Genomic DNA, 25652 nt, shown 5'->3' with positions numbered 1-25652 from the left:
TCCCGTTCGCTCCGTACGCAAGGAGTCGTTGTGTCACTGAAGGCCCCTCCGCCCCCGGCCGACGCCGGCCGGGGACGGAGCGGGCGCGCACCCAGGCCGGTGAGCCGCCGCAGCGGCATCGCCCGGCTCGGCCCGCTGCCCTGGATAGCGCCCGTCATCCTGCTGATCCTCGCCGTGGTCATCTGGCCGGTCGTCGAGCTGATCCGCACCTCGTTCCTCAATATCTCCATCGCCGGCATCGTGCGCGGCAGCGCGGGGACCGACAAGTACAAGAAGCTCTTCGAGGAGAGCGACTTCGGGGCGGTCCTGCTCTGGACGGTCATCTGGACCGTCGTCGTCGTGAGCGTGACGATGCTGCTCTCGCTGGCCCTCGCCCAGCTCTTCAACCAGAAGTTCCCCGGCCGCACCGTCACCCGCTGGGCGCTCATCGCACCCTGGGCGGCATCCGTCCTGATGACCGCCATCGGCTTCAAGTGGATGCTCAACCAGACGGCGGGCGTGCTCAACACGCTGATGCTGGACCTCGGCCTCATCGACAAGTCGAAGGACTGGCTGGGCAAACCGGAGACGGCCTGGCCCTGGATGATGGCCGTGGCGATCTTCGTGTCGCTGCCCTTCACCACGTACACGCTGCTCGCCGGTCTGCAGACCATCCCGCACGAGGTCTACGAGGCGTCGCGGATCGACGGGGCGAGCCCCTGGCAGACCTACCGGCACATCACGGTGCCGATGCTGCGGCCCGCGTTCCTGGTGGGCGTGGTCATCAACCTCATCAACGTCTTCAACTCCTTCCCGATCATCTGGGCCATGACGCAGGGCGGCCCCGGCTATGACACCTCCACGACCATGGTGTTCATGTACAAGTTGAAGGAGACCGACATCGGTGAATCCGCCGCCATGTCCGTGGTCAACTTCGCGATGGTCGTCGTGCTCGTGCTGATCTTCCTGAAGGTCAGCCGATGGAACGAGGAGGACTGATGGCCACCGCGACCCAGACCCGCGCGGGGTCCCCGAAGAGTCCCGCGCCCCGGCCCAAGGCCAGGCGCACGTTCCGGCCGCGCACCCTGGTCATCACCGTGGTCGCCTGGGCGCTCGCGGCGATCTTCCTGGCTCCGTATCTGGAGATGGTGATCACCGCGCTGCGTCCCAAGGACGAGCTGCGGGACCGGACGTATCTGCCGCAGAACCTGGAGTGGTCGAACTTCATCGAGGTCTGGAAGGAGTCGGAGCTCGGCCAGAACCTGCAGGTGACCCTGCTCGTCGCGGGCGGGGCGACGCTCCTGGTGCTCCTGGTCTCGCTGCCCGCCGCGTACTACACGGCGCGCATGCGCTACCGCGGGCGCAAGGCCTTCCTGCTCCTCGTCCTGATCACCCAGATGTTCCAGCCCACCGCCCTCCTGGTCGGCCTCTACCGTGAGTTCCACCAGCTGGACATGCTCAACTCGGTCTGGACGCTGATCATCACGAACGCGGCGTTCAACCTCGCGTTCGCGGTGTGGATCCTGACCGCCTACATCGGCTCCATCCCGAAGGAGCTGGAGGAGGCGGCCATGGTGGACGGCACCAGCCGCTTCGGGGCGATGGTGAAGGTGACGCTGCCGCTCGCGCTGCCGGGCGTCGTGACCGCGGTGATCTTCACTTTCATCACCTCGTGGAACGAGTTCGTGATGGGCCTCACGCTCACCACCGAGCCCGACAAGCAGCCGCTGACCGTCGGCATCAACAACTTCATCGGCGCCTACACCGTGGAGTGGAACTACCTCTTCGCGGCGTCCGTGGTGGCGATCGTGCCGGTCATCGTGCTCTTCGCCTTCATCGAACGGCACGTGGTCTCGGGTCTCACCGCGGGCTCGGTCAAGTAACGGATCGGCCCTCTCAGGCCGGGTCTGGGTGGTTTGGGGTGCATCCTCGCCACTTGGACCCGGCCTGTCCCGCTGTTCAAGAGCGCCGATTTGGGTCAAGGACTTGACTGCGCCAACCCGTTCAGCAGAGCTTGGAGTTCACAACTTGTACGGGCAGCGACGTCGCTGTTACGTCATACGGAAAAGGGTGGCTGAGTCAATGGAGACTCCGGGGTCGCAGTCGTCGCTGCACCGGGCCAATCTCGAGCGGGTCGTACGTGCCGTACGGCTCGCCGGATCGCTCACTCAGGCGGAGATCGCCAGGACGACGGGACTGTCCGCGGCCACGGTCTCCAACATCGTCCGGGAGCTCAAGGACGGCGGAACGGTCGAGGTCACGCCCACCTCGGCAGGCGGTCGCAGGGCCCGCAGCGTCTCGCTCAGCGGCGACGCGGGCATCGTCATCGGCGTGGACTTCGGTCACACGCACCTGCGCGTGGCGGTGGGCAACCTCGCCCACCAGGTGCTCGCCGAGGAGTCCGAGCCGCTGGACGTGGACGCGTCGGCCGCGCAGGGCTTCGACCGCGCCGAACAGCTGGTCAGCAGGCTGATCGGGGTGACCGGCGTGGACCGCGCGAAGATCGCGGGCATCGGCCTCGGCGTGCCGGGGCCCATCGACGTGGAGTCCGGGACGCTCGGCTCGACGTCGATCCTGCCGGGCTGGACGGGCACCAAGCCCGCGGAGGAGCTCAAGGACCGCCTCGGCGTCCCGGTGCACGTCGACAACGACGCCAACCTCGGCGCGCTCGGCGAGCTGGTCTGGGGCAGCGGCCGCGGGGTCAAGGACCTGGCGTACATCAAGGTCGCCAGCGGTGTCGGCGCCGGTCTGGTGATCAGCGGACGGATCTACCGCGGCCCCGGTGGCACCGCGGGCGAGATCGGGCACATCACCCTGGACGAGTCGGGTCCGGTCTGCCGATGCGGCAACCGCGGCTGCCTGGAGACCTTCGCGGCGGCCCGCTATGTGCTGCCGCTGCTCCAGTCCAGCCACGGCACCGAGCTGACCATGGAGCGCGTGGTCGCCCTGGCGCGCGAGGGCGACCCCGGCTGCCGTCGGGTGATCGCCGACGTGGGCCGCCACATCGGCAGCGGTGTGGCGAACCTCTGCAATCTCCTGAACCCGAGCAGGGTCGTCCTCGGCGGTGACCTCGCGGAGGCCGGTGAGCTGGTCCTGGGGCCCATCAGGGAGTCCGTGGGGCGCTACGCGATCCCCAGCGCGGCCCGGCAGCTGTCCGTCCTTCCCGGGGCCCTGGGCGGCCGCGCGGAGGTGCTCGGGGCGCTGGCTCTCGCGCTCAGCGAAATGGGCGATTCGACCCTTTTGGACGGCTCTCTGCCCGCCACCGCACCTGCCTTCACTTAGATAACGCATGGCACCGTTGTCATCTCGTTAAGGATTTACTCCTTGACGCTGGTGTGGCGGCCGAGTTGACTTCGAGCCACCTCGGCCGCAACGACGCGGCCACGTCAGGGAGGTTCCCGAATGAACACGCGTATGCGTCGTGCCGCCGTTGCCGTTGCCGCCACCACCATGGCCGTCACCCTTGCTGCCTGTGGCAGCGCCAAGGAGTCCGGCGGTGACAAGGATGAAGCGGGCTCAGGCTCGAAGAAGGGCGACGCGCTGAACATAGGTCTGCTCCTGCCGGAGAACCAGACCGCGCGTTACGAGAAGTTCGACAAGCCGCTGATCGAGAAGCACATCAAGGAGCTGACCGACGGCAAGGCCAAGGTCACCTACGCGAACGCCAAGCAGGACGCGACCGTACAGAACCAGCAGGCCGACACCATGATCACCAACAAGGTGGACGTGCTGATCGTGGACGCGGTGGACTCCAAGGCCATCGCTGGTTCGGTCAAGAAGGCCAAGGACGCGGGCATCCCGGTCGTGGCGTACGACCGCCTCGCCGAAGGCCCCATCGACGCGTACACCTCCTTCGACAACGAAGAGGTCGGCCGCGTCCAGGGCAAGGCCCTCCTCGAGGCCCTCGGGGACAAGGCCAAGGGCGGCCAGATCGTGATGATGAACGGCGCGATCACCGACCCGAACGCCAAGCTCTTCAAGAAGGGCGCCGAGTCGGTGCTCAAGGGCAAGGTCAAGGTCGGCAAGTCGTACGACACCAAGGAGTGGAAGCCGGAGAACGCCAACGCCAACATGGAGGGCGCGATCTCGGCCCTCGGCAAGGGCAAGATCGACGGCGTCTACTCCGCGAACGACGGCATGGCGGGCGGCATCATCACCGCCCTCAAGGCCGCCGGCATCAGCAAGCTCCCGCCGGTCACCGGTCAGGACGCCGAACTCGCCGGTGTGCAGCGCATCGTCGCGGGCGAGCAGTTCATGAGCGTCTACAAGTCCTACCCGGCGGAGGCCAAGGTCGCCGCGGAGATGGCCGTCGCGCTCGGCAAGGGCGAGAAGCTCGACTCGATCGCCAAGACGACCGTCGACAGCCCCACCGCCAAGGACGTTCCCACGGTGCTCGTGCCGGTCGTCTCGCTGACCGACAAGAACATCAAGGAGACCGTCATCAAGGACGGGATCTACGCGGTCGACGAGATCTGCACCGCCAAGTACAAGGCCGACTGCGCCAAGGTCGGCCTGAAGTAGGTCCCCGCTTCGAGGTGAGTCCCCGCTTTCTCCCGGGACTTCACCACCATTGAGGCCTGTCCGGCGCCCCGTTCCAACAGCCCCGCAGCTCTAGGCGGGGCGCCGGCCAGAAACGCGCTCCAGACGCGTGCAGGTCTTTTCGGTCATTTCGTTCTTCTCGCTCTTCCCGTTCTTCTCGTTCTCTTCTGTTCAACCTCCCGCCGGTCAGGCGGCGAAGGAGATGGTTCACGTGTCCGCTACGCCCGTGTTGGCGTTGCGCGGGGTCTCCAAGCGATTCGGTGCCGTCCAGGCGCTCACCGACGTCGAGCTTGAGGTCCACGCCGGTGAGGTGGTCGCCCTGGTCGGCGACAACGGCGCAGGAAAGTCCACGCTGGTCAAGACGATCGCCGGCGTGCATCCCATCGATGACGGCGTCATCGAGTGGGAGAGCAAGGCCGTATCGATCAACAAGCCGCACGACGCCCAGAACCTGGGCATCGCGACCGTCTACCAGGACCTCGCGCTGTGCGACAACATCGACGTCGTCGGCAATCTCTACCTCGGTCGTGAGCTGCGCAGGCGCGGTGTGCTCAACGAGGTCGAGATGGAGCGCCGCGCCCGCGAGCTCCTCACCACGCTGTCGATCCGCATACCCAGCGTCCGCATCCCGATCGCCTCGCTCTCCGGCGGTCAGCGCCAGACGGTGGCGATCGCCCGCTCGATGCTCGGCGAGCCCAAGCTCGTCATCCTCGACGAGCCCACCGCCGCACTCGGCGTGGAGCAGACCGCCCAGGTCCTCGACCTGGTGGAGCGGCTGCGCGAGCGTGGCCACGCGGTCATTCTCATCAGCCACAACATGGCGGACGTCAAGGCCGTCGCGGACAAGGTGGCGGTGCTCCGGCTCGGCCGGAACAACGGCGTCTTCGACGTGAAGTCCACCTCGCAGGAAGAGATCATCTCCGCCATCACGGGCGCCACGGACAATGCCGTGACCCGTCGCGCGGCGCGCAATGGGGAGGCCCAGAAGTGAGCAGCATCGACAAGACCTCCACGCCCGGCGACGCGCCCGTCGACGCCCCGGCGGCCGCCGCCGACGCCGTCACCGCGGTGGACCCGCGCCTCCTCGTCCGCGAGCAGGGCTTCGCGGGCTACATCACCGAGTTCAAGCGGAAGATGCGCGCCGGTGACCTGGGCTCCATCCCGGTCGTCGCGGGCCTCATCATCATCTGGGCGATCTTCGCCTCGATGAACTCGCGCTTCATGACCGCGGAGAACCTCAGCAACATCTCCGTCGCCATGGTCGGCACCGGCATGATCGCCGTCGGCATCGTCTTCGTGCTGCTGCTCGGCGAGATCGACCTGTCGGTCGGCTCGGTCAGCGGTGTCGCGGGCGCGGTCGCCGCCGTGCTCGCCGTCACGCACGGTGCGCCCGAGTGGATCGCGCTGATCGTCGCCGTCCTCTCCGGCACCGTGATCGGCACCATCCACGGCTTCTTCTTCGCGCGCATCGGCGCTCCGGCGTTCGCCGTCACCCTGGCCGGCCTGCTGTTCTGGCAAGGCTTCATGCTCCAGATCCTGGGTGACAACGGCACGATCAACCTGGACTCCGAAGGCCTGATCGCCAAGCTGACCTCGTACTACTTCACGGACGTCGCCGCGGCCTACGGCCTCGCGATCGTCGCGGTCGCGGCCTTCTTCCTCTCCTCCTTCCTGGACAGCCGCCGCCGCGAGGCGGCCGGTGTCCCGTCCAGGCCGCTGAGCGAGATCATCGTCCGGACCGTGGTCCTGGCCGTGGTGGCCTTCGCCGCCGCGATCATGTTCAACCAGTACAAGGGCCTGCCCCTCGCCCTGGTGATCTTCCTGGTGGTCCTGGTCGGCACCGACTTCGTGCTCCGCCGCACCGGCTACGGCCGCAAGGTCTTCGCCCTCGGCGGCAGCGTCGAGGCGTCCCGCCGCGCGGGCATCAACGTCACCCTGATCCGTACGTCGGTCTACGCCATCGCCGGTACGTTCGCGGCGGCAGGCGGCCTCTTCATGGCCTCCAAGATCGCCGCGGCCAACCAGGGCGCCGGCACCGGTGACCTCCTGATGAACGCCATCGCGGCGGCCGTCATCGGCGGCACCAGCCTCTTCGGTGGCCGCGGCCGCACCTGGAACGCCCTCCTGGGTGTCATGGTCATCACCTCGATCCAGTACGGCCTGGCGCTCGAAGGCATCGCGACGCCGGTGCAGTACATGATCACCGGTGGCGTACTGCTCGCCACGGTCGTGATCGACTCCGTGACGCGCAAGACCCAGAAGACGGCAGGCCGCGCCTGACCTGCCAGAACCCAGAGCAGAGCTGCCCGGCACCGCAAAGAAGCGGTGCCGGGCAGCTCTCTGTGCGGGGTCGGACACCGCCGATCGCGTGACGCGGAACTCACGGCCCGGACGCCGTCCGCGACGGCGGAACATTAGACTCAACAGGCCCGGCAACAATCCGGTCAACGCTTGAACAGCTCTACTGCAAGGAGGCACGGGTGCCGCTGCTGACCCGCATCAGGGGACCGCGCGATCTGGACCGGCTCAGCCCGGAGGAGCTGGACCAGCTGGCCGGCGAGATCCGCGCCTTCCTCGTCGACGCAGTGTCCAAGACCGGCGGCCACCTCGGCCCCAACCTCGGCGTGGTCGAGCTCACGATCGCCATGCACCGGGTCTTCGACTCCCCGCAGGACAAGGTGCTCTTCGACACCGGCCACCAGAGCTACGTGCACAAGCTGCTCACCGGCCGCCAGGACTTCGGCAAGCTGCGCACCAAGGGCGGCATCTCCGGCTACCCCTCGCGCGCCGAGTCCGACCACGACATCATCGAGAACTCGCACGCCTCGACGGTCCTCGGCTGGGCCGACGGCCTCGCCAAGGCCAACGAGGTCCAGGGCAAGGACGACCACGTCGTCGCCGTCATCGGTGACGGCGCACTCACCGGCGGCATGGCCTGGGAGGCGCTGAACAACATCGCCGCCGCCAAGGACCGCCCCCTGGTGATCGTCGTCAACGACAACGAGCGTTCGTACGCCCCGACCATCGGCGGCCTCGCGGACCACCTGGCGACCCTGCGCACCACGGACGGCTACGAGCGCTTCCTGGCCCGCGGCAAGGACTTCCTCGAGCGCACCCCGGTCGTCGGCAGGCCCCTGTACGAGACGCTGCACGGCGCGAAGAAGGGCCTCAAGGACTTCATCGCCCCGCAGGGCATGTTCGAGGACCTCGGCCTGAAGTACGTCGGCCCGATCGACGGCCACGACATCGAGGCCCTGGAGTCCGCCCTGACGCGCGCCAAGCGCTTCGGCGGCCCGGTCATCGTGCACTGCATCACCGAGAAGGGCCGCGGCTACAAGCCCGCCCTGGAGGACGAGGCGGACCACTTCCACGCCGTCGGCGTCATCCACCCCGACACCGGCCTGCCGATCTCGGCCTCCGGCATGGACTGGACGTCCGTCTTCGGCGAGGAGATGGTCAAGCTCGGCCGCGAGCGCGAGGACATCGTCGCGATCACCGCCGCCATGCTCCAGCCGGTGGGCCTGAAGAAGTTCGCCGAGGAGTTCCCCGACCGGGTCTACGACGTGGGCATCGCCGAGCAGCACGCCGCCACCTCGGCGGCGGGCCTGGCCACCGGCGGCCTGCACCCCGTCTTCGCGGTGTACGCCACGTTCCTCAACCGCGCCTTCGACCAGCTCCTGATGGACGTGGCCCTGCACAAGTGCGGTGTCACCTTCGTCCTGGACCGCGCGGGCGTCACCGGCACGGACGGCGCCTCGCACAACGGCATGTGGGACATGTCGATCCTGCAGTGCGTGCCGACCCTGCGGATCGCCGCCCCGCGCGACGCCGACCAGGTCCGCCTCCAGCTGCGCGAGGCCGTCGAGGTCGACGACGCCCCGACCGTCGTGCGCTACTCCAAGGGCGCGGTCGGCCCGGCGGTCAAGGCCGTCGGCAAGGTCGGCGGCATGGACGTCCTGCGCAAGGCGGGCACCAACCGCCCCGACGTGCTGCTCGTCTCCGTGGGCGCGCTCGCGCCGATGTGCCTGGAGATCGCCGACCTCCTGAACAAGCAGGGCATCACGACGACGGTCGTCGACCCCCGCTGGGTCAAGCCCGTCGACGAGGCGCTCGCCCCGCTCGCCGAGCAGCACCGCGTGGTCGTCACCGTCGAGGACAACTCCCGCGCGGGCGGCGTCGGTTCGGCCGTTTCCCAGGCCCTGCGGGACGCGGGCGTCGACGTACCGCTGCGTGACTTCGGCATCCCGCCGCGCTTCTTGGACCACGCATCGCGCAAGGAGATCCTGGCCGAGATCGGCCTGACGGCCCCGGACATCTCCCGCCAGGTGACCGGTCTGGTGGCCAAGCTCGACGGCCGGTACGAGCGCACGGCCGCCGTGGACTCCGTCGAGGCGGGGGAGCCCGCGCGCGACTGACGTCAACGAGCACCGCCGATGGGCCGGTTCCGACACCCTGTACGGGTGGTGGAACCGGCCCATTCGCGTGAATAGGCTCGCGCCACGGCCAACGGGGTACTCGCCCTCTCGATCATGTCGAGGACGACAAGCGTGGAGGTACGTCCGTGGCAAGCAGCCTTTTCAGAACGAAGAGCATCGAGCAGTCCATCAAGGACACCGAGGAGCCGGAGCACGCGCTCAAGAAGTCGCTGTCCGCCCTCGATCTCACGGTCTTCGGCGTCGGCGTCGTCATCGGCACCGGCATCTTCGTGCTGACCGGGGCGGTGGCCAAGGAGACCGCGGGGCCCGCCACCGCGATCGCCTTCGCCGTCGCCGGTGTCGTCTGCGCCCTCGCGGCGCTCTGCTACGCGGAGTTCGCCTCCACCGTGCCGGTGGCCGGATCGGCGTACACCTTCTCGTACGCCTCGCTCGGTGAGCTGCCCGCCTGGACCATCGGCTGGGACCTGGTGCTCGAATTCGCGCTCGGCACCGCGGTGGTCGCCGTCGGCTGGTCCGGCTATGTGCGCTCGCTGATGGACAACGCGGGCTGGGAGCTGCCCGCGGCGCTCTCCGGGCCCGATGCCGCCGATGGCTTCAGCTTCGACATCCTCGCCACCGCGCTGGTGCTCGTCCTGACGGTCGTCCTGGTCCTCGGGATGAAGCTCTCCGCCCGCGTCACCACGGTCATCGTCGCCATCAAGGTGGCCGTCGTCCTGATCGTCATCATCGCGGGCGCCTTCTTCATCGACACGGACAACTACAAGCCGTTCATCCCCAAGGCCCAGGAAGTGACCGCGGGCAACAGCATCGATTCGCCGCTCATCCAGCTGATGTTCGGCTACGCGCCCACCAACTTCGGTGTCCTCGGCATCTTCACGGCCGCCTCCATCGTCTTCTTCGCCTTCATCGGCTTCGACATCGTGGCGACCGCGGCCGAGGAGACCAAGCTGCCCCAGCGGGACATGCCGCGCGGCATCCTCGGGTCGCTCCTCATCTGCACCGTCCTGTACGTCGCCGTGTCGATCGTCGTCACGGGCATGCAGCACTACAGCGAACTGTCCGTGGACGCCCCGCTCGCCGACGCGTTCAAGGCCACCGGGCATCCCTTCTACGGCGGTGTGATCAGCTTCGGCGCCGCCGTCGGCCTCACCACCGTCTGCATGATCCTGCTGCTCGGCCAGACCCGCGTCTTCTTCGCGATGAGCCGCGACGGACTGCTGCCCCGGTTCTTCTCGCACGTCCACCCGAAGTACCGCACGCCGCACCGCCCGACCATCCTGCTCGGTGTCCTCATCGCGATCCTGGCGGGCTTCACCAGCCTCGACGAACTCGCCGAGCTGGTGAACATCGGCACCCTCTTCGCCTTCGTCGTGGTCGCCCTGAGCGTCATCATCCTGCGCCGCACCCGCCCCGACCTGCCTCGCGCCTTCCGCACCCCGCTGGTGCCGCTGGTGCCCATCCTCTCGGTGGCGGCCTCGGTGTGGCTGATGCTGAACCTGCCCGCCGAGACCTGGCTGCGGTTCGGCATCTGGATGGCGCTCGGCTTCGTCGTGTACTTCGTGTACGGGCGCACGCACAGCCGGCTCGGCCGGCAGGGCACGCAGCAGACCGGTGACGTCCAGTAATCGCATCGGTCGACTTCCGGCCAATCGTCCGGCCCCGTATGTCCCGATCCGACGGGAACTGCGGGGCCGGATAGCGTGCACCTCATGCTCGCCGAGCCCTCCGCGTCACCACACTCCGTACACGCTCCGCGGCTGCCGCGCCCGCGCACGGAGCAGGCCCCCGCGCCGTACTGGCCGCGTCTGCTGCCGCTCCTCGCCGCACTGGCCTGCGTCACCCGCGTGCCCTCCTTCCGGTGGCCGCTGTGGAGCCCGGACGAGGGCTATCTCGCCGTCCAGGCAAGGATGTTGGCCGACGGGGGAGAGCTCTACGAAACCGTCGTCGACCGCAAGCCGCCGCTCGTCCCCTGGCTGTACGAGGCGGCGTTCGCGCTCTTCGGCGACGCGACGCTGATTCCGCTGAAAGTGCTCGCGGTCGCGGCCCAGCTCCTGACCGCCGTCCTCCTCGTCTGCGTCGCCAGGCGCCGCTGGGGCGACGGCGCGGGCCGTACGGCGGGCGTGCTCTACCTCCTCGTCTCGGTCGGCCTGAACCCCGAGGACGCCCAGGCGGCCACCTTCGAGGTCTTCATGCTGCCGTGCACCGCGGCCGCCCTCTGGTGCGCGGACCGGCGCCGCTGGGGAGCGGCGGGCGCGGCGGTGGCCTGCGCGTTCCTGGTCAAGCAGACCGGGGGAGCGGTCCTCGTGCCGGTGGTGTGGCTGCTGTGGCAGGCGGGCGGCGCCCGAAGGGACGTGCTGCGCCTGGGGATCGGGCTGTGCGGGCCCGTCCTCGCGGTGGCCGCGGTCACCGATCCCGCGGGGTTCCTGTTCTGGACGGTGACGGGGTCGGGCGCGTACGCCTCCTTCACGGGCTCCGAACTCCACGTGCTGTCACGCGGGTTGACCAACGCGGCGATCCTCGCCGTGGCCTGCGCCGGGATCATCCCGCCCGTCGTACGGGTCCTGCGCATCGCCCGCACCGGCTCGACGGAGCTGTGGCTCTGGCTCGCCTCATCGGCGGGAGCCGTCCTCGTCGGCTTCCACTTCTTCGGCCACTACTACCTGCAACTGACGCCGCCCCTCGCCCTGTTGGGCACGGCGGCGCTGCAGATCCTGCCCCGTGAGCGCACGTGGACGGCGCTCTCGGTCTCGGCGGCGGCGTGCGCGCTCTTCCTGACCTGGGGGATGCTGGCGCCGCGCCCCGAACTGGCGCACGCCACGCGCCTCGCGGAGACCGTCCGGGGGCTGACGTCACCCCAGGACAAGGTGCTCTTCTGGGGGATACACCCGGAGGCGTACTGGCTCGCCGACCGCCCTCCCGCGAGCCGCTACCTCACCGCGGGCCTGCTCACCAACTACAGCGGCGGCAGGAACGGGCCGCAGGTGGGCCAGAGATACGCGGTCGAGGGCTCGTGGAAGGTCTTCCGCCGCGAACTGACCGAGCACCCACCGGCGATCATCGTCGACGACTCCCGAGGCAAACCGTTCACCCCGGACCGGCTGCCGTCACTGCGCCGTGCCCTCGCCGTCGGGTACGAGCCGGTGGCGCGGGTGGGGGGAGCGGTGGTTTACGCGTCCCGCACCGTTCGGGGGCCCACCGACAGTGCCCCGTACGCGCCCACCCTGCGCCGCAGCTCGCGGTCGGCCGTGACCACCACGCACGGGCGGCCCTCGGCCTCGGCGGCCAGTTCCACGATGCGGTCGTCGCCGCTGCCGGGTGCGGGGACCACGCGTACGCCCTCGACGGACTCGACACCCCGGGCGGCGCCCTCGACGACGAGCACGACGTCCAGCGGCCCCGGATGCCCCGCGATGCCCTCGTCGGCGTACGCGACGAGCCGGTCCCGCAGCCGCTCGGCGGCCCCGTGCCGGTCGCGCCACCAGCCGTCGGGCACCGAGCCGACGACGTTGGCGGCGTCCACGACGAGCAGAGTTCTCATGGCGCCACCCTGGCACACCGCAAACGTAGACTGATCGAGCCGGAGAAACGCACGCCCACAGGAAGGTCCGCGCCGAGTCATGCCGCAGAGGTCCGCCCCCAGGCCCGAGCGGGAAGCCTCCCGCCCGACGGCCTCCGCCGCCGTCCACGTGGCGAGCGGCACCCTCGCGACCGCCCGCTGGCTGCTGCGCGGCAAGGACGGCAGGCTCACCGCCTACGCCCGCTCGGCGGACGGCCTGCTGCGCTGGACGGAGACCCGCCCCGGCGGCCCCGACTGGACGGGCCCCGACCTCTTCGAGACACCGCACCTGACGCACCTGACCCTGGCCCAGGGCGCCGACGGGTACGTCCACTTCGTCGCCCTGCGCAAGGTGCCCAAGGACGGCGGCGGCACGGAGGTGGACGTCGTGCACGCCGTCCAGTACCAGTCGGGCCGCCCGCTCATGGACTGGCGCTCGCTCGGCAACCCGCACACCAAGATGGTCGAGCGCGCCCCGCACCTCGGCGCCCCGACCGCCGCCGTGGACGCCTCCGGCACGGTCCACGTCTTCGTGCGCGACGCGGTGAACAGTGTCCGGCTGCGGCGCGAGGGCAAGGGCGGCAAGTGGGAGGGCTGGAAGGACTTCAAGGTCCGCGAGGTCCTTGACGGCATCACGGCGCTCGCCACCTCCACCGGCCGCGTGGAGGTCTTCGGCCCGGCCGAGAACAAGACGCTGCACTGGACCCAGGAGAAGCAGGGCGCCGATTTCCAGCGCACCGACGACATCCCGCTGCCCCCGGCCCCCGGCTCGGGCACGGCCCTGGAGACGGCCCAGGACCGCCTCACGTACTACGCCACCGACATCCGCGGCAAGGGTGTCCTCGCGCACCGCTCGGACGACGAGGACGCGCGACCGCTCGGCGGCACCCCGGAGACGGGCCCCACGGCCGCCCTGCGCGCGACGATAGAGGGCCACGACTGCACGGTCCTCGCCCACCGGGGCGCCGACGGCCGCCCGGTCATCGCGGCCTACCCCACCCAGGACGAGCAGGCGGGCGCCTGGTGGGCCGCCACCGGCGAACCCTGCCTGGGCTCCCCGGCGTTGGCGCTGGACGCGCAGGGCCGCGTGGTCATGGCGACCATCGGCCTCGACGGCACGCTGCGTCTGGCGCGGCAGAAGGCGGAGTCGGGGCTCGCGCTCGGCGCGTGGACGCGCGTATAGCCGGACGACCGCAGAAACGGGCGATGCCCGGCCGCCCTTTCGGGTGGCCGGGCATCGCCCGTATGCGGAGGTGTTACGCGGGAACGCTGGCCACGCCCGGCGCCAGGAACCGCTTGCCGGTGACGCGCTCGCTGACACCCTCACGGTCCAGGTACGGCGTGATGCCGCCCAGGTGGAAGGGCCAGCCGGCGCCGGTGATCAGGCACAGGTCGATGTCCTGCGCCTCGGCGACGACACCCTCGTCGAGCATGAGGCCGATCTCCTGCGCCACGGCGTCGAGCACGCGGTCGCGGGTCTGCTCCTCGGTCAGGACGGTGTCGCCCTGCTTGAGGAGAGCGGCGACCTCGGGGTCCAGCTCCGGCTTGCCGGAGTCGTAGACGTAGAAGCCGCGCTTGCCGGCCTTCACGACCGCCGCGAGGTTCGGCGAGACCGTGAAGCGCTCCGGGAAGGCGCGGTTCAGGGTCTCCGACACGTGCAGACCGATGGCCGGACCGACCAGCTCAAGGAGCACGAGCGGCGACATCGGCAGGCCGAGCGGCTCGACGGCCTTCTCGGCGACGGCGACCGGGGTGCCCTCGTCGATGACGTTCTGGATCTCGCCCATGAAGCGGGTGAGGATGCGGTTCACGACGAACGCCGGGGCGTCCTTCACCAGGACCGCGGTCTTCTTCAGCTTCTTGGCGACACCGAAGGCCGTCGCAAGCGAGGCGTCGTCCGTCTGCTCGCCGCGCACGATCTCCAGGAGCGGGAGGATCGCGACGGGGTTGAAGAAGTGGAAGCCGACGACCCGCTCGGGGTGCTTCAGCTTCGACGCCATCTCGGAGACGGACAGCGAGGAGGTGTTGGTGGCGAGGATGGCGTGCGCCGGAGCGACGGCTTCCACCTCCGCGAACACCTGCTGCTTGACGCCGATCTCCTCGAAGACGGCCTCGATGATGAAGTCGGCGTCGGAGAAGCCCTCGGCCTTGTCGAGCACGCCGGAGACGAGCCCCTTCAGGCGATTCGCCTTGTCCTGGTTGACGCGGCCCTTGAGGAGGAGCTTGTCGATCTCCTCGTGGACGTAGCCCACGCCCTTGTCGACGCGCGCCTGGTCGATGTCGGTCAGGACGACCGGCACCTCGAGACGGCGCAGGAACAGAAGGGCGAGCTGCGAGGCCATCAGACCGGCACCGACGACGCCGACCTTGGTGACCGGACGCGCCAGGTTCTTGTCCGGCGCACCCGCCGGGCGCTTGGCGCGCTTCTGGACGAGGTTGAACGCGTAGATGCCACTGCGCAGTTCGCCGCCCATGATGAGGTCGGCGAGCGCCTTGTCCTCGGCGTCGAAGCCCTTCTGCAGGTCGCCGTCCTTGGCGGCCTCGATGATCTCCAGGGCGCGGTAGGCGGCCGGAGCGGCGCCGTGCACCTTGGAGTCCGCGATGCCACGGCCACGCGCCACGGCGGCGTCCCAGCCCTCGCCACGGTCGATCTCGGGACGGACGACCTCGACCGAGCCGTTGAGGACGGAGGCCGTCCAGACCAGCGACTGCTCAAGGAAGTCCGCACCCTCGAAGAGCGCGTCGGCGATGCCGAGCTCGAAGACCTGCTTGCCCTTGAGCTGACGGTTCTGGTTGAGCGAGTTCTCGATGATGACCGAGACGGCCTTGTCCGCACCGATCAGGTTCGGAAGCAGCGCACAGCCGCCCCAGCCCGGTACGAGACCGAGGAAGACCTCGGGCAGCGAGAAGGCGGGGAGCGCCTTGGAGACGGTGCGGTACGAGCAGTGCAGACCGACCTCGACGCCACCGCCCATCGCGGCACCGTTGTAGTACGCGAAGGAGGGGACGGCGAGTCCGGAGAGCCGCTTGAAGACCTCGTGACCGCCCTTGCCGATGGCGAGCGCGTCCTCGTGGCGCTTGAGGATCTCGACGCCCTTGAGGTCGGCGCCGACGGCGAAGATGAACGGCTTGCCGGTGACACCGACGCCGACGATCGTGCCCTCGGCCGCCTCCTTCTCGACCTGGTCGATCGCGGCGTTCAGGTTCGCGAGCGAGCCAGGACCGAAGGTGGTCGGCTTGGTGTGGTCGAAGCCGTTGTCGAGCGTGATGAGCGCGAAGCGCCCGGCGCCCGCGGGCAGGTCGAGGTGGCGAACGTGCGCCTGCGTGACGACCTCGTCGGGGAACAGCTCGGCCGCGCCCTTCAGAAGCTCCGTGGTGGAGCTGGTGGAGCTGCTCACTTGTCGCCTCCGGCGTCCTTGTGGTTCGGGTTCTCCCAGATGACGGTGGCGCCCATGCCGAAGCCGACGCACATCGTGGTCAGGCCGTAGCGGACGTCCGGCTGCTCCTCGAACTGCCGCGCCAGCTGCGTCATCAGACGCACGCCGGAGGAGGCGAGGGGGTGGCCGTACGCGATGGCGCCGCCGTACTGGTTCACGCGGGTGTCGTCGTCCGCGATGCCGTAGTGCTCCAGGAAGGCGAGCACCTGCACGGCGAAGGCCTCATTGATCTCGAAGAGACCGATGTCGGAGATGGAGAGCCCGGCCTGGGCAAGAGCCTTCTCGGTGGCCGGGATGGGCCCGTAGCCCATGACCTCGGGCTCAACACCCGCGAAGGAGTACGAGACGAGCCGCATCTTGACCGGGAGGTTGTTCTCCCGGGCGAAGTCCTCGGAGGCGATGATCGACGCGGTGGCGCCGTCGTTGAGGCCCGCGGCGTTACCGGCGGTGACGCGTCCGTGCGTACGGAACGGCGTCTTGAGCCCGGCAAGGCTCTCCAGAGTCGTACCCGGCCGCATCGGCTCGTCAGCGGTTGCAAGACCCCAACCGGTCTCACCGGCCTCCTCGTTGGTCCGCCGTACGGAGACGGGCACGAGGTCCTGCTGGATCTTGCCGTTGGCGTACGCCTTGGCGGCCTTCTCCTGCGAGCGCACGGCGTACTCATCGGCACGCTGCTTGGTGATCGTCGGGTACCGGTCGTGCAGGTTCTCGGCGGTCATGCCCATGAAGAGGGCGGACTCGTCGACGAGCTTCTCGCTCACGAACCGCGGGTTCGGGTCGACGCCCTCACCCATGGGGTGGCGGCCCATGTGCTCGACACCACCGGCGATGACGGCGTCGTACGCACCGAACGCGATGGAGCCCGCGGTCGCCGTCACGGCGGTCAGCGCGCCCGCACACATGCGGTCGATGGAGTAACCCGGCACGGACTGGGGCAGGCCCGCCAGGATGCCGGCAGTGCGGCCCAGCGTCAGACCCTGGTCGCCGATCTGCGTGGTCGCGGCGATGGCGACCTCGTCGATCTTGGCGGGGTCGAGGGCCGGGTTACGGCGAAGGAGCTCCCGGATGGCCTTCACGATCAGGTCATCCGCACGGGTCTCGTGGTAGATGCCCTTCGGGCCCGCCTTGCCGAACGGGGTGCGGACGCCATCAACGAAGACGACGTCCCTGACGGTACGAGGCACGATGGCTCTCCTCCAGGGTGCGGGTGCGCCGGCCGGCGCGCTTCCGCACCCCATGCTACTTGCCGGTAACTACGCGGCCAAGGGCTGCCGCGGACTGCTACGGGGTTGCGAAGGTCACACTCGGGCTGGGGGGCGGTGCGGTTCCCGCCACCACAACGGCCCCCCGGCTCACCCCGAACCGAGCGCCGTGACCAGCGCCGGCGTCACCTGTGTGATCTGCCAGCGGCGTGCTCCATGTGCGGCCAGGGCTTCGGACACCGTCTCCGGGTTCACCTCAGCCGGCGGCTCCCAGCAGACGCGTCGGACCGTGTCCGGAGTGATCAGGTTTTCCTGAGGCATGTTCAGCTCCTCCGCCAGGGCGGAGACAGCCGCCCGCGCCGCCGAGAGGCGGGCCGCGGCGGCCGGGTCGCGGTCCGCCCAGGAGCGGGGCGGCGGAGGCCCGGAAACGGCCGCTCCGGGCTGCGGGAGCTCGGAGTCGGGCAGGGCCTTGGCCCGGTCCACCGCGGCCTGCCACTGCTCCAGCTGACGGCGCCCCATGCGGTGCCCGAAGCCGGTGAGCCCGGAGAGCGCGTGCACGTTGGGCGGAAGCCCCAGCGCCGCCTCCACGATCGCGCCGTCGCTGAGCACCTTGCCGGGCGACACGTCACGCCGCTGGGCCACCTTGTCGCGCGCGGTCCACAGCTCCCGTACGACCGCCATCTGGCGACGGCGCCGCACCTTGTGCATGCCCGACGTACGCCGCCAGGGATCGACCCGCGGCGGCGCCGGCGGCGCGGAGGAGATCGCGTCGAACTCCTCGCGGGCCCACTCCAGCTTGCCCTGCCGGTCGAGCTCCTTCTCCAGGGCGTCGCGCAGGTCCACGAGCAGTTCGACGTCGAGCGCCGCGTAGCGAAGCCAGGGGTCGGGCAGCGGGCGCGTCGACCAGTCGACGGCCGAGTGGCCCTTCTCCAGGACGAAGCCGAGCACGCCCTCGACCATCGCGCCGAGGCCGACCCGGGGGAATCCCGCGAGGCGCCCCGCGAGCTCCGTGTCGAAGATGCTGGTGGGGATCATGCCTATTTCGCGGAGGCAGGGAAGATCCTGCGTGGCCGCGTGGAGGACCCACTCGGCTCCGGAGATCGCCTCGCCGAGCCCCGAGAGGTCGGGGCAGGCGACGGGGTCGATCAGGGTGCTGCCCGCGCCTTCACGGCGCAGCTGCACGAGGTAGGCACGCTGGCCGTACCGATAGCCGGACGCACGTTCGGCGTCCACGGCCACGGGGCCACTGCCTGCCGCGAACGCGGCGATCACCTCTGCGAGGGCGGTCTCGTCGGCGACCACCGGGGGGATGCCATCACGCGGCTCGTCCAAAGGGATCGGCGCCGTTTCGACGTCGTCCGGAGGGCCGCCTCCGGTGGTTCGCAGTGAGCTGTCTGCTGCGGTCTCTTGGGCGTCGGTCACCTGTCAAGGGTATCTGTGTATGCACAGCGCCCGTCGACGGAACGTTCCGTCGACGGGCGCACGAGGGGTGTAAATGAGTCAGTGGATGATTCCGGTGCGCAGGGCCACCGCCACCATCCCGGCGCGGTCACCCGTGCCGAGCTTGCGCGCGATGCGGGCGAGGTGGCTCTTCACGGTCAGGGCGGAGAGCCCCATCGAGACACCGATGGCCTTGTTCGACTGACCCTCCGCGACGAGGCGGAGAACCTCCACCTCACGGCCGGACAGCTCTCGGTAGCCACCGGGGTGGCTGGGTGCGCCCGGCGGGCGGCGGTGCATTCGGGCGGCGGCCGAGCCGATGGGCGCGGCGCCGGGGCGGGTGGGGAGACCGACGTTGTTGCGGGTGCCGGTGACGACGTAGCCCTTGACGCCGCCCGCGAGGGCGTTGCGTACGGCACCGATGTCATCGGCGGCGGAGAGGGCGAGGCCGTTCGGCCAGCCCGCCGCGCGGGTTTCCGATAGGAGCGTCAGGCCGGAGCCGTCGGGGAGGTGGACGTCTGCGACGCAGATGTCACGGGGGTTGCCGATGCGGGGACGAGCCTCCGCGATCGACGAGGCCTCGATCACGTCGCGAACACCGAGGGCCCACAGGTGGCGGGTGACGGTGGAGCGGACGCGCGGGTCGGCCACGACGACCATGGCGGTCGGCTTGTTCGGGCGGTAGGCGACCAGGCTTGCGGGCTGCTCGAGGAGAACGGACACCAGGCCTCCTGGGGTGCGGGACTGAACCGGCTCGGGGATGAAGCCGGGACGAACCGTGCTTTCAAGGTCACCAACCTCTTCGGCATCAAACCCGCCCGCCTTTAGAGAATGATCACGATTTGGTGAGTAACAATTCGGGCGATTCGGACATGCGATCGATCATCCGAAGATCAACCCGAATCGCAGTCGTTCAGAATCGCTCATCCGCGTGATCGTCCCGTGTCGGTCCAGTACCCGTTCGGGCCCGTTCGAGCCCGTTCGGTGTTGCCCGGGGCCGCACCCCGGCGCCCGTCACGGCGTCTGCGGCCCCCGTCGCTGCGGCAGCGACACCACGGAGCCGTCGCCGCCGTGCCCCTGGTTCACCGGCGGCAGTCCCGCGATCTGGCAGAGCAGATCGCACCACGCCGCGAGATGCGCCGCCGTGTCCGGCACCCCGCCGTTCCCCTCGCGCGGCGTCCACGACGCCCGGATCTCGATCTGCGACGCGGGCGGCCGCTCGGCGAGCCCGCCGAAGTAGTGCGAGCCCGCCCGCGTGACGGTGCCACTCGGCTCGTCGCAGGCCAGACCGCGCGCCTGCAGCGCGCCCGTCAGCCAGGACCAGCAGACCTCGGGGAGCAGCGGATCCGCCGCCATCTCCGGTTCCAGCTCCGCGCGGACGAGCGTGACGAGGCGGAAGGTGCCCTGCCAGGCGTCATGTCCCGCCGGATCGTGCAGCAGGACGAGCCGTCCGTCCGCCAGATCCTCGTCGCCCTCGACCACCGCCGCCTCCAGGGCGTACGCGTGGGGGGCGAGGCGCTGTGGCGGCCGCGTCGGGTCGATCTCGATCTCGGGCCGAAGCCGTGCCCCCCGCAGCGCGTCGACCGCCGCGCGAAAGGGCAACGGAGCCGAATCCGCCACCTTCCCCTCCGTACTTTCCATCTCGCCAGCGCCGTCCGACCGTTGTCCTTGAGCCGCAGCCATGCGGGGAAGATTAAGGGGAACGGCGGCTTCGCGCAGGGAGAGACACCCGTCGGAGGGGCCCCGGTCAAGGCAGGGTGTCCCTCGGGGCAGGGGGGTGCGCGGGCCCGTGCGAGACTTTCCGCGTGAGTGCCAACAACAGTCAGAGCCCCGCGGGCCAGCAGAACGCAGCGACGTACGACTCCGCTTTCATGAAGGCCTGCAGGCGTGAGCCCGTGCCGCACACGCCGGTCTGGTTCATGCGGCAGGCGGGGCGCTCACTTCCCGAGTACCGCAAGGTGCGCGAGGGCACGGCCATGCTGGAGTCCTGCATGATGCCGGAGCTGGTCACGGAGATCACGCTGCAGCCGGTGCGCCGCCACAAGGTCGACGCGGCGATCTACTTCAGCGACATCGTGGTCCCCCTCAAGGCCATCGGCATCGACCTGGACATCAAGCCGGGCATCGGCCCGGTCGTCGCGAACCCCATCCGCTCGCGCGCCGACCTCGCCCAGCTGCGGGACCTGACGCCGGACGACGTGCGTTACGTGACCGAGGCGATGGGCATGCTGACGGCCGAGCTGGGGTCGACCCCGCTCATCGGATTCGCCGGAGCGCCTTTCACTCTCGCGAGTTACCTGGTCGAGGGCGGTCCGAGCCGTAACCACGAGAACACCAAGGCGCTCATGTACGGCGACCCGCAGCTGTGGGCCGACCTGCTCGACCGGCTCGCGGAGATCACCGGCGCCTTCCTCAAGGTGCAGATCGAGGCGGGCGCGAGCGCCGTGCAGCTCTTCGACTCGTGGGTGGGCGCCCTTGCCCCCGCCGACTACCGCCGCTCCGTGATGCCCGCCTCGCAGAAGGTCTTCGACGCCGTGGCCTCGTACGGCGTCCCGCGCATCCACTTCGGTGTCGGTACGGGCGAACTGCTCGGTCTGATGGGCGAGGCGGGCGCCGACGTGATGGGCGTCGACTGGCGCGTGCCGATGGACGAGGCCGTGCGGCGGGTCGGTCCCGGCAAGGCCCTTCAGGGCAACCTCGACCCGGCGGTCCTCTTCTCCACGCGGGAGGCGATCGAGGCCAAGACGGACGAGGTCCTGGACGCCGCCGCGGGCCTCGAGGGGCACATCTTCAACCTCGGCCACGGTGTCCTGCCGACCACGGACCCCGACGCCCTGACGCGGCTCGTCGAGCATGTCCACACGCGGACCGCACGCTGACGAAGTCGTTTCGCGGTCGTCTCGCAGTCGTTTCGGGATCGGTTCGTAGTTGGCTGAAAATCTCGCCTGAATGTGACGGGTGAGGAGCGGGGGAGGGGGCGTGTCCGCGGTGCGGACCCGCCCCTCGCGCGCTCAGTCCGCCGCCCGCACCGCCGCGACCGCCTTGCGCGCCGCCACCAGGACCGGGTCCCACACGGGGGAGAACGGCGGTGCGTAGCCGAGGTCGAGCGCCGTCATCTGGTCCACCGTCATCCGGGCCGTCAGGGCCACGGCGGCGATGTCCACGCGCTTGCCCGCACCCTCGCGGCCGACGATCTGGACGCCGAGCAGCCGTCCCGAGAGGCGTTCGGCGAGCATCTTCACGGTCATCACGGCCGCCCCGGGGTAGTAGCCCGCGCGGCTCGTCGACTCGATGGTCACCGTCACGTACCGCAGTCCCGCCGCCCGCGCCTCCTTCTCGCGCAGGCCGGTGCGGGCGATCTCCAGGTCGCAGACCTTGCTTACGGCCGTGCCGACGACACCGGGGAACGTCGCGTAACCCCCGCCCACGTTCGAGCCGATGACCTGGCCGTGCTTGTTGGCGTGCGTGCCGAGCGCGATGTGGCGCTCGTGGCCCGAGACCAGGTCGAGCACCTCCACGCAGTCGCCGCCCGCCCAGATGTTCTCGTGGCCCCGCACCCGCATCGCGAGATCCGTGAGCAGCCCGCCGTACTCACCGAGCGGAAGACCCGCCGCGCGGGCGAGCTCCGTCTCGGGGCGCACGCCGATGCCGAGCACCACCACGTCCGCCGGATACTCGGCGTCCTCGGTGGCCACCGCCCTGACCCGGCCGTCGTCACCGGTCAGGATCTTGGTGACCTCGGCGCCGTTCACCATCTCGATGCCCATGCCGGACATCGCGTCATGGACGAGGCGGCCCATGTCCGGGTCGAGCGTCGACATCGGTTCCGCGCCGCGGTTGACGACCGTGACCTGGTACCGGCGCTGGATCAGGGCCTCGGCCATCTCCACGCCGATGTAGCCGGCGCCGATGACGACCGCCCTGCGGCCCGGCGTGCGGGCGAGGGTGTCCAGGAGCGCCTGGCCGTCGTCCAGGGTCTGTACGCCGTGCACCCCGGGGGCGTCGATGCCGGGCAGGGAGGGGCGCACCGGCCGGGCGCCGGTGCCGATCACGAGCTTGTCGTACGCCGTCCAGGACTCCGCGCCGGACTCCAGGTCCCGGGTGCGGACCCGGGCGCCCTCGACGTCGATCTCCATGACCTCCGTACGCATCCGCAGGTCGATGTCGCGGGCCCGGTGCTCCTCGGGCGTACGCGCGATCAGCTCGTCCCGGGAGGGGACGTCGCCGCCGACCCAGTAGGGGATGCCGCAGGCCGAGTACGAGGTGAAGTGGCCGCGCTCGAACGCGACGATCTCCAGCTCCTCAGGGCCCTTGAGCCTGCGTGCCTGCGACGCGGCGGACATCCCCGCCGCGTCGCCCCCGATGATCACCAGTCGTTCCTTCGCGCTCCTCATGCGGACACGCTAGGCGCTGCGCCGGCAGAGCAGTGTCAAACCTGCGGGCCCGTTGTGGCTGGTCGCGCCCGCGCGGCGGAGCCGCACGTGTCACGGCCCCGCGCCCCTTACGGGGCACGACACGCTCAGTCGTCGTCTCCCTGCGCGTTCACGGCAGGGCGGTGCGCCAGTCGGGGCCGAACAAGCCGCTGCCACAGCAGGAACAGCAGGGCCGCCACCGCCACGAACGGCAGGATCGCGCCGAGGGCCACGGCCACCCAGCGCAGCATCGTCACGAAGGCACTCCAGCCGCCGGACAGCGCGTCCACGAACGTGGGGTCGTCGTCCGTGTCCGCCTTCTTCACCGCCGTCTCGCTGAGCGACAGCGTGATCGTGGACATGCTCGTACGGTCCTTGAGCGAGGACTGCCGGGCGAGCAGCGCCTCAAGCTCCGACTGACGGGAGCTCAGCTCCCCTTCCAGGGTGACCACATCGCTCAGCTTCGTCGCCTTGTCCATCAGCTCCCGCACCCGCGCCACGCTCGCCCGCTGCGACTTGATCCGGCTCTCGACGTCGACGACCTGATCGGTCACGTCCTGCGCCTTGGCCTTGCGTTCGATCAGCTTGCCGGTTCCTTCGAGCGACGTCAGGACGTCCTCGTACCGGTCCTGCGGGACGCGCAGCACGACGCGGGAGCGCTCGTGGCCGCGCCCGTCGCGGTCCGTGGTCTCGTCGCCGACGACGCCGCCCGCGTCGACGGCCACGGCGCGGGCCTCGTCCAGGGCCTTCGGCACGTCCTTGACGCGGACGGTCAGGGTGGCGGTGCGGATGACGTGGGTGCCGGTGAGCTCGGGCGGCTTCTTCTTGCCGGACTTGTCCGCCTGGCTGCCGCCGCCCACCCCCTTGTCGTCCTTACTGCCCGACGCGTACGCGTCCTCGCGGGCGGCGCCCGCCGCCTTGTCGCCGTCGCCGCCGGAGTCGCTGGAGTCGCCGCCCGCGGTGCACCCGGTGAGCGCGAGGGCGACGGCGAGCAGGAGGGCCGAGAGCGCCTGGACCGTGCGGTGCCTCGACCTGGTTTCCCTTGACGCGTGCATCTCGACGTACCCCCCGAGTGTCGTGGTGACTGATGCTCCTTTGACGCCGGGGAGGGGCAGAACGATGGTTGCCGACCGGTCCCGATGGGGTCACGGTCGGGACTCGCGCGACGCGTGGCGGACGACTCGTAGAGTGGAGTCATGCGCGAAACGGACACACGTACGGGCCATGTCGTAGTCATCGGCGGCGGGATCGCCGGACTGGCCGCCGCCCACCGATTGCTCGGCACCGGCGCCCGCGTGACCGTCCTGGAAGCCTCCGACCGGCTCGGCGGCAAGCTGCTCCCCGGCGAGATCGAGGGCGTCCGCGTCGACCTCGGCGCCGAGTCGATGCTGGCCCGCCGCCCCGAGGCCGTCGCCCTCGCCCGCGAGGTGGGCCTGACCGACCGGCTCCAGCCGCCCGCCACGGCGACCGCGGCGATCTGGACCCGCGGAGCCCTGCGCCCGATGCCCAAGGGCCACGTCATGGGCGTGCCCGGCGACGCGTCGGCGCTGGCCGGAGTGCTGTCCGACGAGGGGCTTCGGCGGATCGAGCAGGACCGTGACCTGCCGCCCACCGAGGTCGGCGACGACGTCGCGGTCGGCGCGTACGTGGCCGCCCGCCTCGGCCGCGAGGTCGTCGACCGCCTCGTGGAACCGCTGCTCGGCGGGGTGTACGCGGGCGACGCCTACCGCATCTCGATGCGCTCGGCGGTCCCGCAGCTCTTCGAGGCGGCCCGCGCCCACGACTCCCTCACGGAGGGCGTGCGCGCCATCCAGGCCAGGGCCGCGCGGAACCAGCAGACCGGGCCCGTCTTCATGGGCATCGAGGGCGGCGTCGGCCAACTGCCGCTCGCCGTCGCGGATTCGGTGCGAGCGCGGGGCGGCGAGATCGTGCTCAGGAGTCATGTGCACGGCCTGCGCCACACGCCCGACGGTTGGGAAGTATTCGTCGACGACTACTTCCTGGAGGCCGACGCCGTAGTCCTGGCAACCCCCGCCCGCGACGCGTCCTGGCTCCTCAAGGCCGAGGCCCCCGCCGCCGCGGCCGAGCTCGCGGGTGTCGAGTACGCCTCCATGGCCCTGATGACCCTCGCCTACCGCCGCAGCGAGACCGACCTCCCCGAAGGCAGCGGGTTTCTCGTGCCGCCCGTCGACGGGCACACCATCAAGGCGTCCACCTTCGCGTCACGCAAGTGGGGCTGGATCGCCGACGAGGACCCCGACCTCCTTGTGCTGCGCACCTCGGTGGGCCGGTACGGCGAGACGGAGATCCTCAAGCGCGACGACTCCGAGCTCATCGAGCTCTCCCGGCACGACCTGCGCGCGGCCACCGGCCTGGACGCCGAGCCCGTCGCCACCCGCGTCACCCGCTGGCACGACGGCCTGCCGCAGTACCCCGTCGGCCACCACGCGCGCGTGGCCCGCGTCCGCGAGCACGTGAGCAAGCTGCCCGGCCTCGCGGTGTGCGGAGCGGCGTACGACGGTGTGGGCATCCCCGCGTGCATCGCGAGCGCCTACGCCGCCGTCGACCAGCTGGGCGGCGACCTGGCCGGTGTGCAGGAGCTCACCGCCAACCCGGTGCAGAGTCTGCACGGCGGCGGAGGAGAATAGGGC

The 25652-nt window shown here is 70.2% G+C and carries 19 protein-coding genes and 1 pseudogene; 12 read left to right on the top strand and 8 right to left on the bottom strand.

What is annotated here, in order from left to right:
* Positions 1-30: 30 nt before the first annotated feature.
* From AB0M70_RS12955 to AB0M70_RS12915, 9 genes and pseudogenes are all read left to right on the top strand, one after another.
* Complete coding sequence (locus AB0M70_RS12955) at positions 31-978, top strand: sugar ABC transporter permease (protein WP_365819434.1); 948 nt, start codon at positions 31-33, stop codon at positions 976-978.
* A complete protein-coding gene (locus tag AB0M70_RS12950; protein ID WP_365819432.1) occupies positions 978-1862 on the top strand; it encodes a carbohydrate ABC transporter permease in 885 nt (294 codons plus the stop codon). The genes AB0M70_RS12955 and AB0M70_RS12950 overlap by 1 nt, the downstream gene beginning before the upstream one ends.
* Positions 1863-2061: 199 nt before the next feature.
* Entirely contained in the window at positions 2062-3261 is a 1200-nt protein-coding gene (locus AB0M70_RS12945; protein WP_363209859.1) for an ROK family transcriptional regulator, read from the top strand.
* 120 nt (positions 3262-3381) lie between these two features.
* Entirely contained in the window at positions 3382-4500 is a 1119-nt protein-coding gene (locus tag AB0M70_RS12940) for a sugar ABC transporter substrate-binding protein (RefSeq protein ID WP_365819430.1), read from the top strand.
* A 220-nt stretch (positions 4501-4720) separates the two neighbouring features.
* Positions 4721-5509: an ATP-binding cassette domain-containing protein gene (locus tag AB0M70_RS12935; protein WP_363209857.1), complete on the top strand. Its 789-nt coding sequence runs from the start codon at positions 4721-4723 to the stop codon at positions 5507-5509.
* Positions 5506-6798, top strand: a complete 1293-nt coding sequence (locus AB0M70_RS12930; protein ID WP_365819428.1) for a sugar ABC transporter permease — start codon at positions 5506-5508, stop codon at positions 6796-6798. The genes AB0M70_RS12935 and AB0M70_RS12930 overlap by 4 nt, the downstream gene beginning before the upstream one ends.
* Before the next feature lie 200 nt (positions 6799-6998).
* Positions 6999-8933, top strand: a complete 1935-nt coding sequence (gene dxs, locus AB0M70_RS12925) for a 1-deoxy-D-xylulose-5-phosphate synthase (RefSeq protein ID WP_365819426.1) — start codon at positions 6999-7001, stop codon at positions 8931-8933.
* Between the two features lie 146 nt (positions 8934-9079).
* Positions 9080-10579 carry an amino acid permease gene (locus AB0M70_RS12920; protein WP_365819424.1) on the top strand — a complete coding sequence of 500 codons (1500 nt, stop codon included), beginning with the start codon at positions 9080-9082 and terminating at the stop codon, positions 10577-10579.
* Between the two features lie 84 nt (positions 10580-10663).
* Positions 10664-12127: pseudogene (locus tag AB0M70_RS12915) on the top strand (glycosyltransferase family 39 protein); the annotation flags it as partial.
* On the opposite strand, the gene AB0M70_RS12910 reads toward AB0M70_RS12915, so the two are convergent.
* On the bottom strand, positions 12121-12492 hold the full coding sequence (locus AB0M70_RS12910) for an NTP pyrophosphohydrolase (protein ID WP_365819823.1): 372 nt from the start codon (positions 12490-12492) through the stop codon (positions 12121-12123). The pseudogene AB0M70_RS12915 and the gene AB0M70_RS12910 sit on opposite strands and share 7 nt — an antisense overlap.
* Before the next feature lie 79 nt (positions 12493-12571).
* Here AB0M70_RS12910 and AB0M70_RS12905 point away from each other — a divergent pair, with 79 nt between their 5' ends.
* Entirely contained in the window at positions 12572-13693 is a 1122-nt protein-coding gene (locus tag AB0M70_RS12905; protein ID WP_365819422.1) for a hypothetical protein, read from the top strand.
* Positions 13694-13766: 73 nt separating this feature from the next.
* On the opposite strand, the gene AB0M70_RS12900 is transcribed toward AB0M70_RS12905, so the two are convergent.
* The 5 genes from AB0M70_RS12900 to AB0M70_RS12880 form a co-directional block, all read right to left on the bottom strand.
* Complete coding sequence (locus tag AB0M70_RS12900) at positions 13767-15908, bottom strand: 3-hydroxyacyl-CoA dehydrogenase NAD-binding domain-containing protein (RefSeq protein WP_365819420.1); 2142 nt, start codon at positions 15906-15908, stop codon at positions 13767-13769.
* Complete coding sequence (locus AB0M70_RS12895) at positions 15905-17131, bottom strand: acetyl-CoA C-acyltransferase (protein ID WP_363209849.1); 1227 nt, start codon at positions 17129-17131, stop codon at positions 15905-15907. Before AB0M70_RS12895 ends, AB0M70_RS12900 begins: the two co-directional genes overlap by 4 nt.
* A 168-nt stretch (positions 17132-17299) precedes the next feature.
* Positions 17300-18571 (bottom strand): ribonuclease D, encoded by a 1272-nt coding sequence (locus AB0M70_RS12890; RefSeq protein WP_365819418.1) that lies wholly within the window; start codon positions 18569-18571, stop codon positions 17300-17302.
* Positions 18572-18649: 78 nt separating this feature from the next.
* Positions 18650-19312, bottom strand: coding sequence for a response regulator transcription factor (locus AB0M70_RS12885; RefSeq protein WP_160507754.1), 663 nt, complete (start codon positions 19310-19312; stop codon positions 18650-18652).
* A 291-nt stretch (positions 19313-19603) separates the two neighbouring features.
* Entirely contained in the window at positions 19604-20272 is a 669-nt protein-coding gene (locus tag AB0M70_RS12880; protein WP_365819416.1) for a DUF3000 domain-containing protein, read from the bottom strand.
* Between the two features lie 122 nt (positions 20273-20394).
* On the opposite strand from AB0M70_RS12880, the gene hemE reads away from it, so the two are divergent.
* Positions 20395-21468, top strand: coding sequence for a uroporphyrinogen decarboxylase (gene hemE / locus AB0M70_RS12875; protein ID WP_365819414.1), 1074 nt, complete (start codon positions 20395-20397; stop codon positions 21466-21468).
* A 132-nt stretch (positions 21469-21600) separates the two neighbouring features.
* Here the strand turns inward: hemE and AB0M70_RS12870 are convergent, their stop codons facing one another.
* A complete protein-coding gene (locus tag AB0M70_RS12870) occupies positions 21601-22983 on the bottom strand; it encodes an FAD-dependent oxidoreductase (protein ID WP_365819412.1) in 1383 nt (460 codons plus the stop codon).
* Positions 22984-23108: 125 nt separating this feature from the next.
* A complete protein-coding gene (locus tag AB0M70_RS12865; RefSeq protein WP_365819410.1) occupies positions 23109-24056 on the bottom strand; it encodes a DUF4349 domain-containing protein in 948 nt (315 codons plus the stop codon).
* A gap of 141 nt (positions 24057-24197) precedes the next feature.
* Here AB0M70_RS12865 and hemG point away from each other — a divergent pair, with 141 nt between their 5' ends.
* On the top strand, positions 24198-25649 hold the full coding sequence (hemG, locus tag AB0M70_RS12860) for a protoporphyrinogen oxidase (protein ID WP_365819408.1): 1452 nt from the start codon (positions 24198-24200) through the stop codon (positions 25647-25649).
* Positions 25650-25652: the final 3 nt, after the last annotated feature.

The organism is Streptomyces sp. NPDC051214, from assembly GCF_040682375.1.
GTDB lineage: Bacteria > Actinomycetota > Actinomycetes > Streptomycetales > Streptomycetaceae > Streptomyces.
This window is presented reverse-complemented; position numbering and strand designations above follow the sequence as displayed.

Coding starts and splice junctions, on each gene's coding strand:
- AB0M70_RS12950 (WP_365819432.1), top strand. CDS start 978: ATGGCCACCGCGACCCAGACCCGCGCGGGGTCCCCGAAGAGTCCCGCG.
- AB0M70_RS12945 (WP_363209859.1), top strand. CDS start 2,062: ATGGAGACTCCGGGGTCGCAGTCGTCGCTGCACCGGGCCAATCTCGAG.
- AB0M70_RS12940 (WP_365819430.1), top strand. CDS start 3,382: ATGAACACGCGTATGCGTCGTGCCGCCGTTGCCGTTGCCGCCACCACC.
- AB0M70_RS12935 (WP_363209857.1), top strand. CDS start 4,721: ATGGTTCACGTGTCCGCTACGCCCGTGTTGGCGTTGCGCGGGGTCTCC.
- AB0M70_RS12910 (WP_365819823.1), bottom strand. CDS start 12,492: ATGAGAACTCTGCTCGTCGTGGACGCCGCCAACGTCGTCGGCTCGGTG.
- AB0M70_RS12905 (WP_365819422.1), top strand. CDS start 12,572: ATGCCGCAGAGGTCCGCCCCCAGGCCCGAGCGGGAAGCCTCCCGCCCG.
- AB0M70_RS12880 (WP_365819416.1), bottom strand. CDS start 20,272: ATGGCTGCGGCTCAAGGACAACGGTCGGACGGCGCTGGCGAGATGGAA.
- AB0M70_RS12870 (WP_365819412.1), bottom strand. CDS start 22,983: ATGAGGAGCGCGAAGGAACGACTGGTGATCATCGGGGGCGACGCGGCG.
- AB0M70_RS12865 (WP_365819410.1), bottom strand. CDS start 24,056: ATGCACGCGTCAAGGGAAACCAGGTCGAGGCACCGCACGGTCCAGGCG.
- hemG (WP_365819408.1), top strand. CDS start 24,198: ATGCGCGAAACGGACACACGTACGGGCCATGTCGTAGTCATCGGCGGC.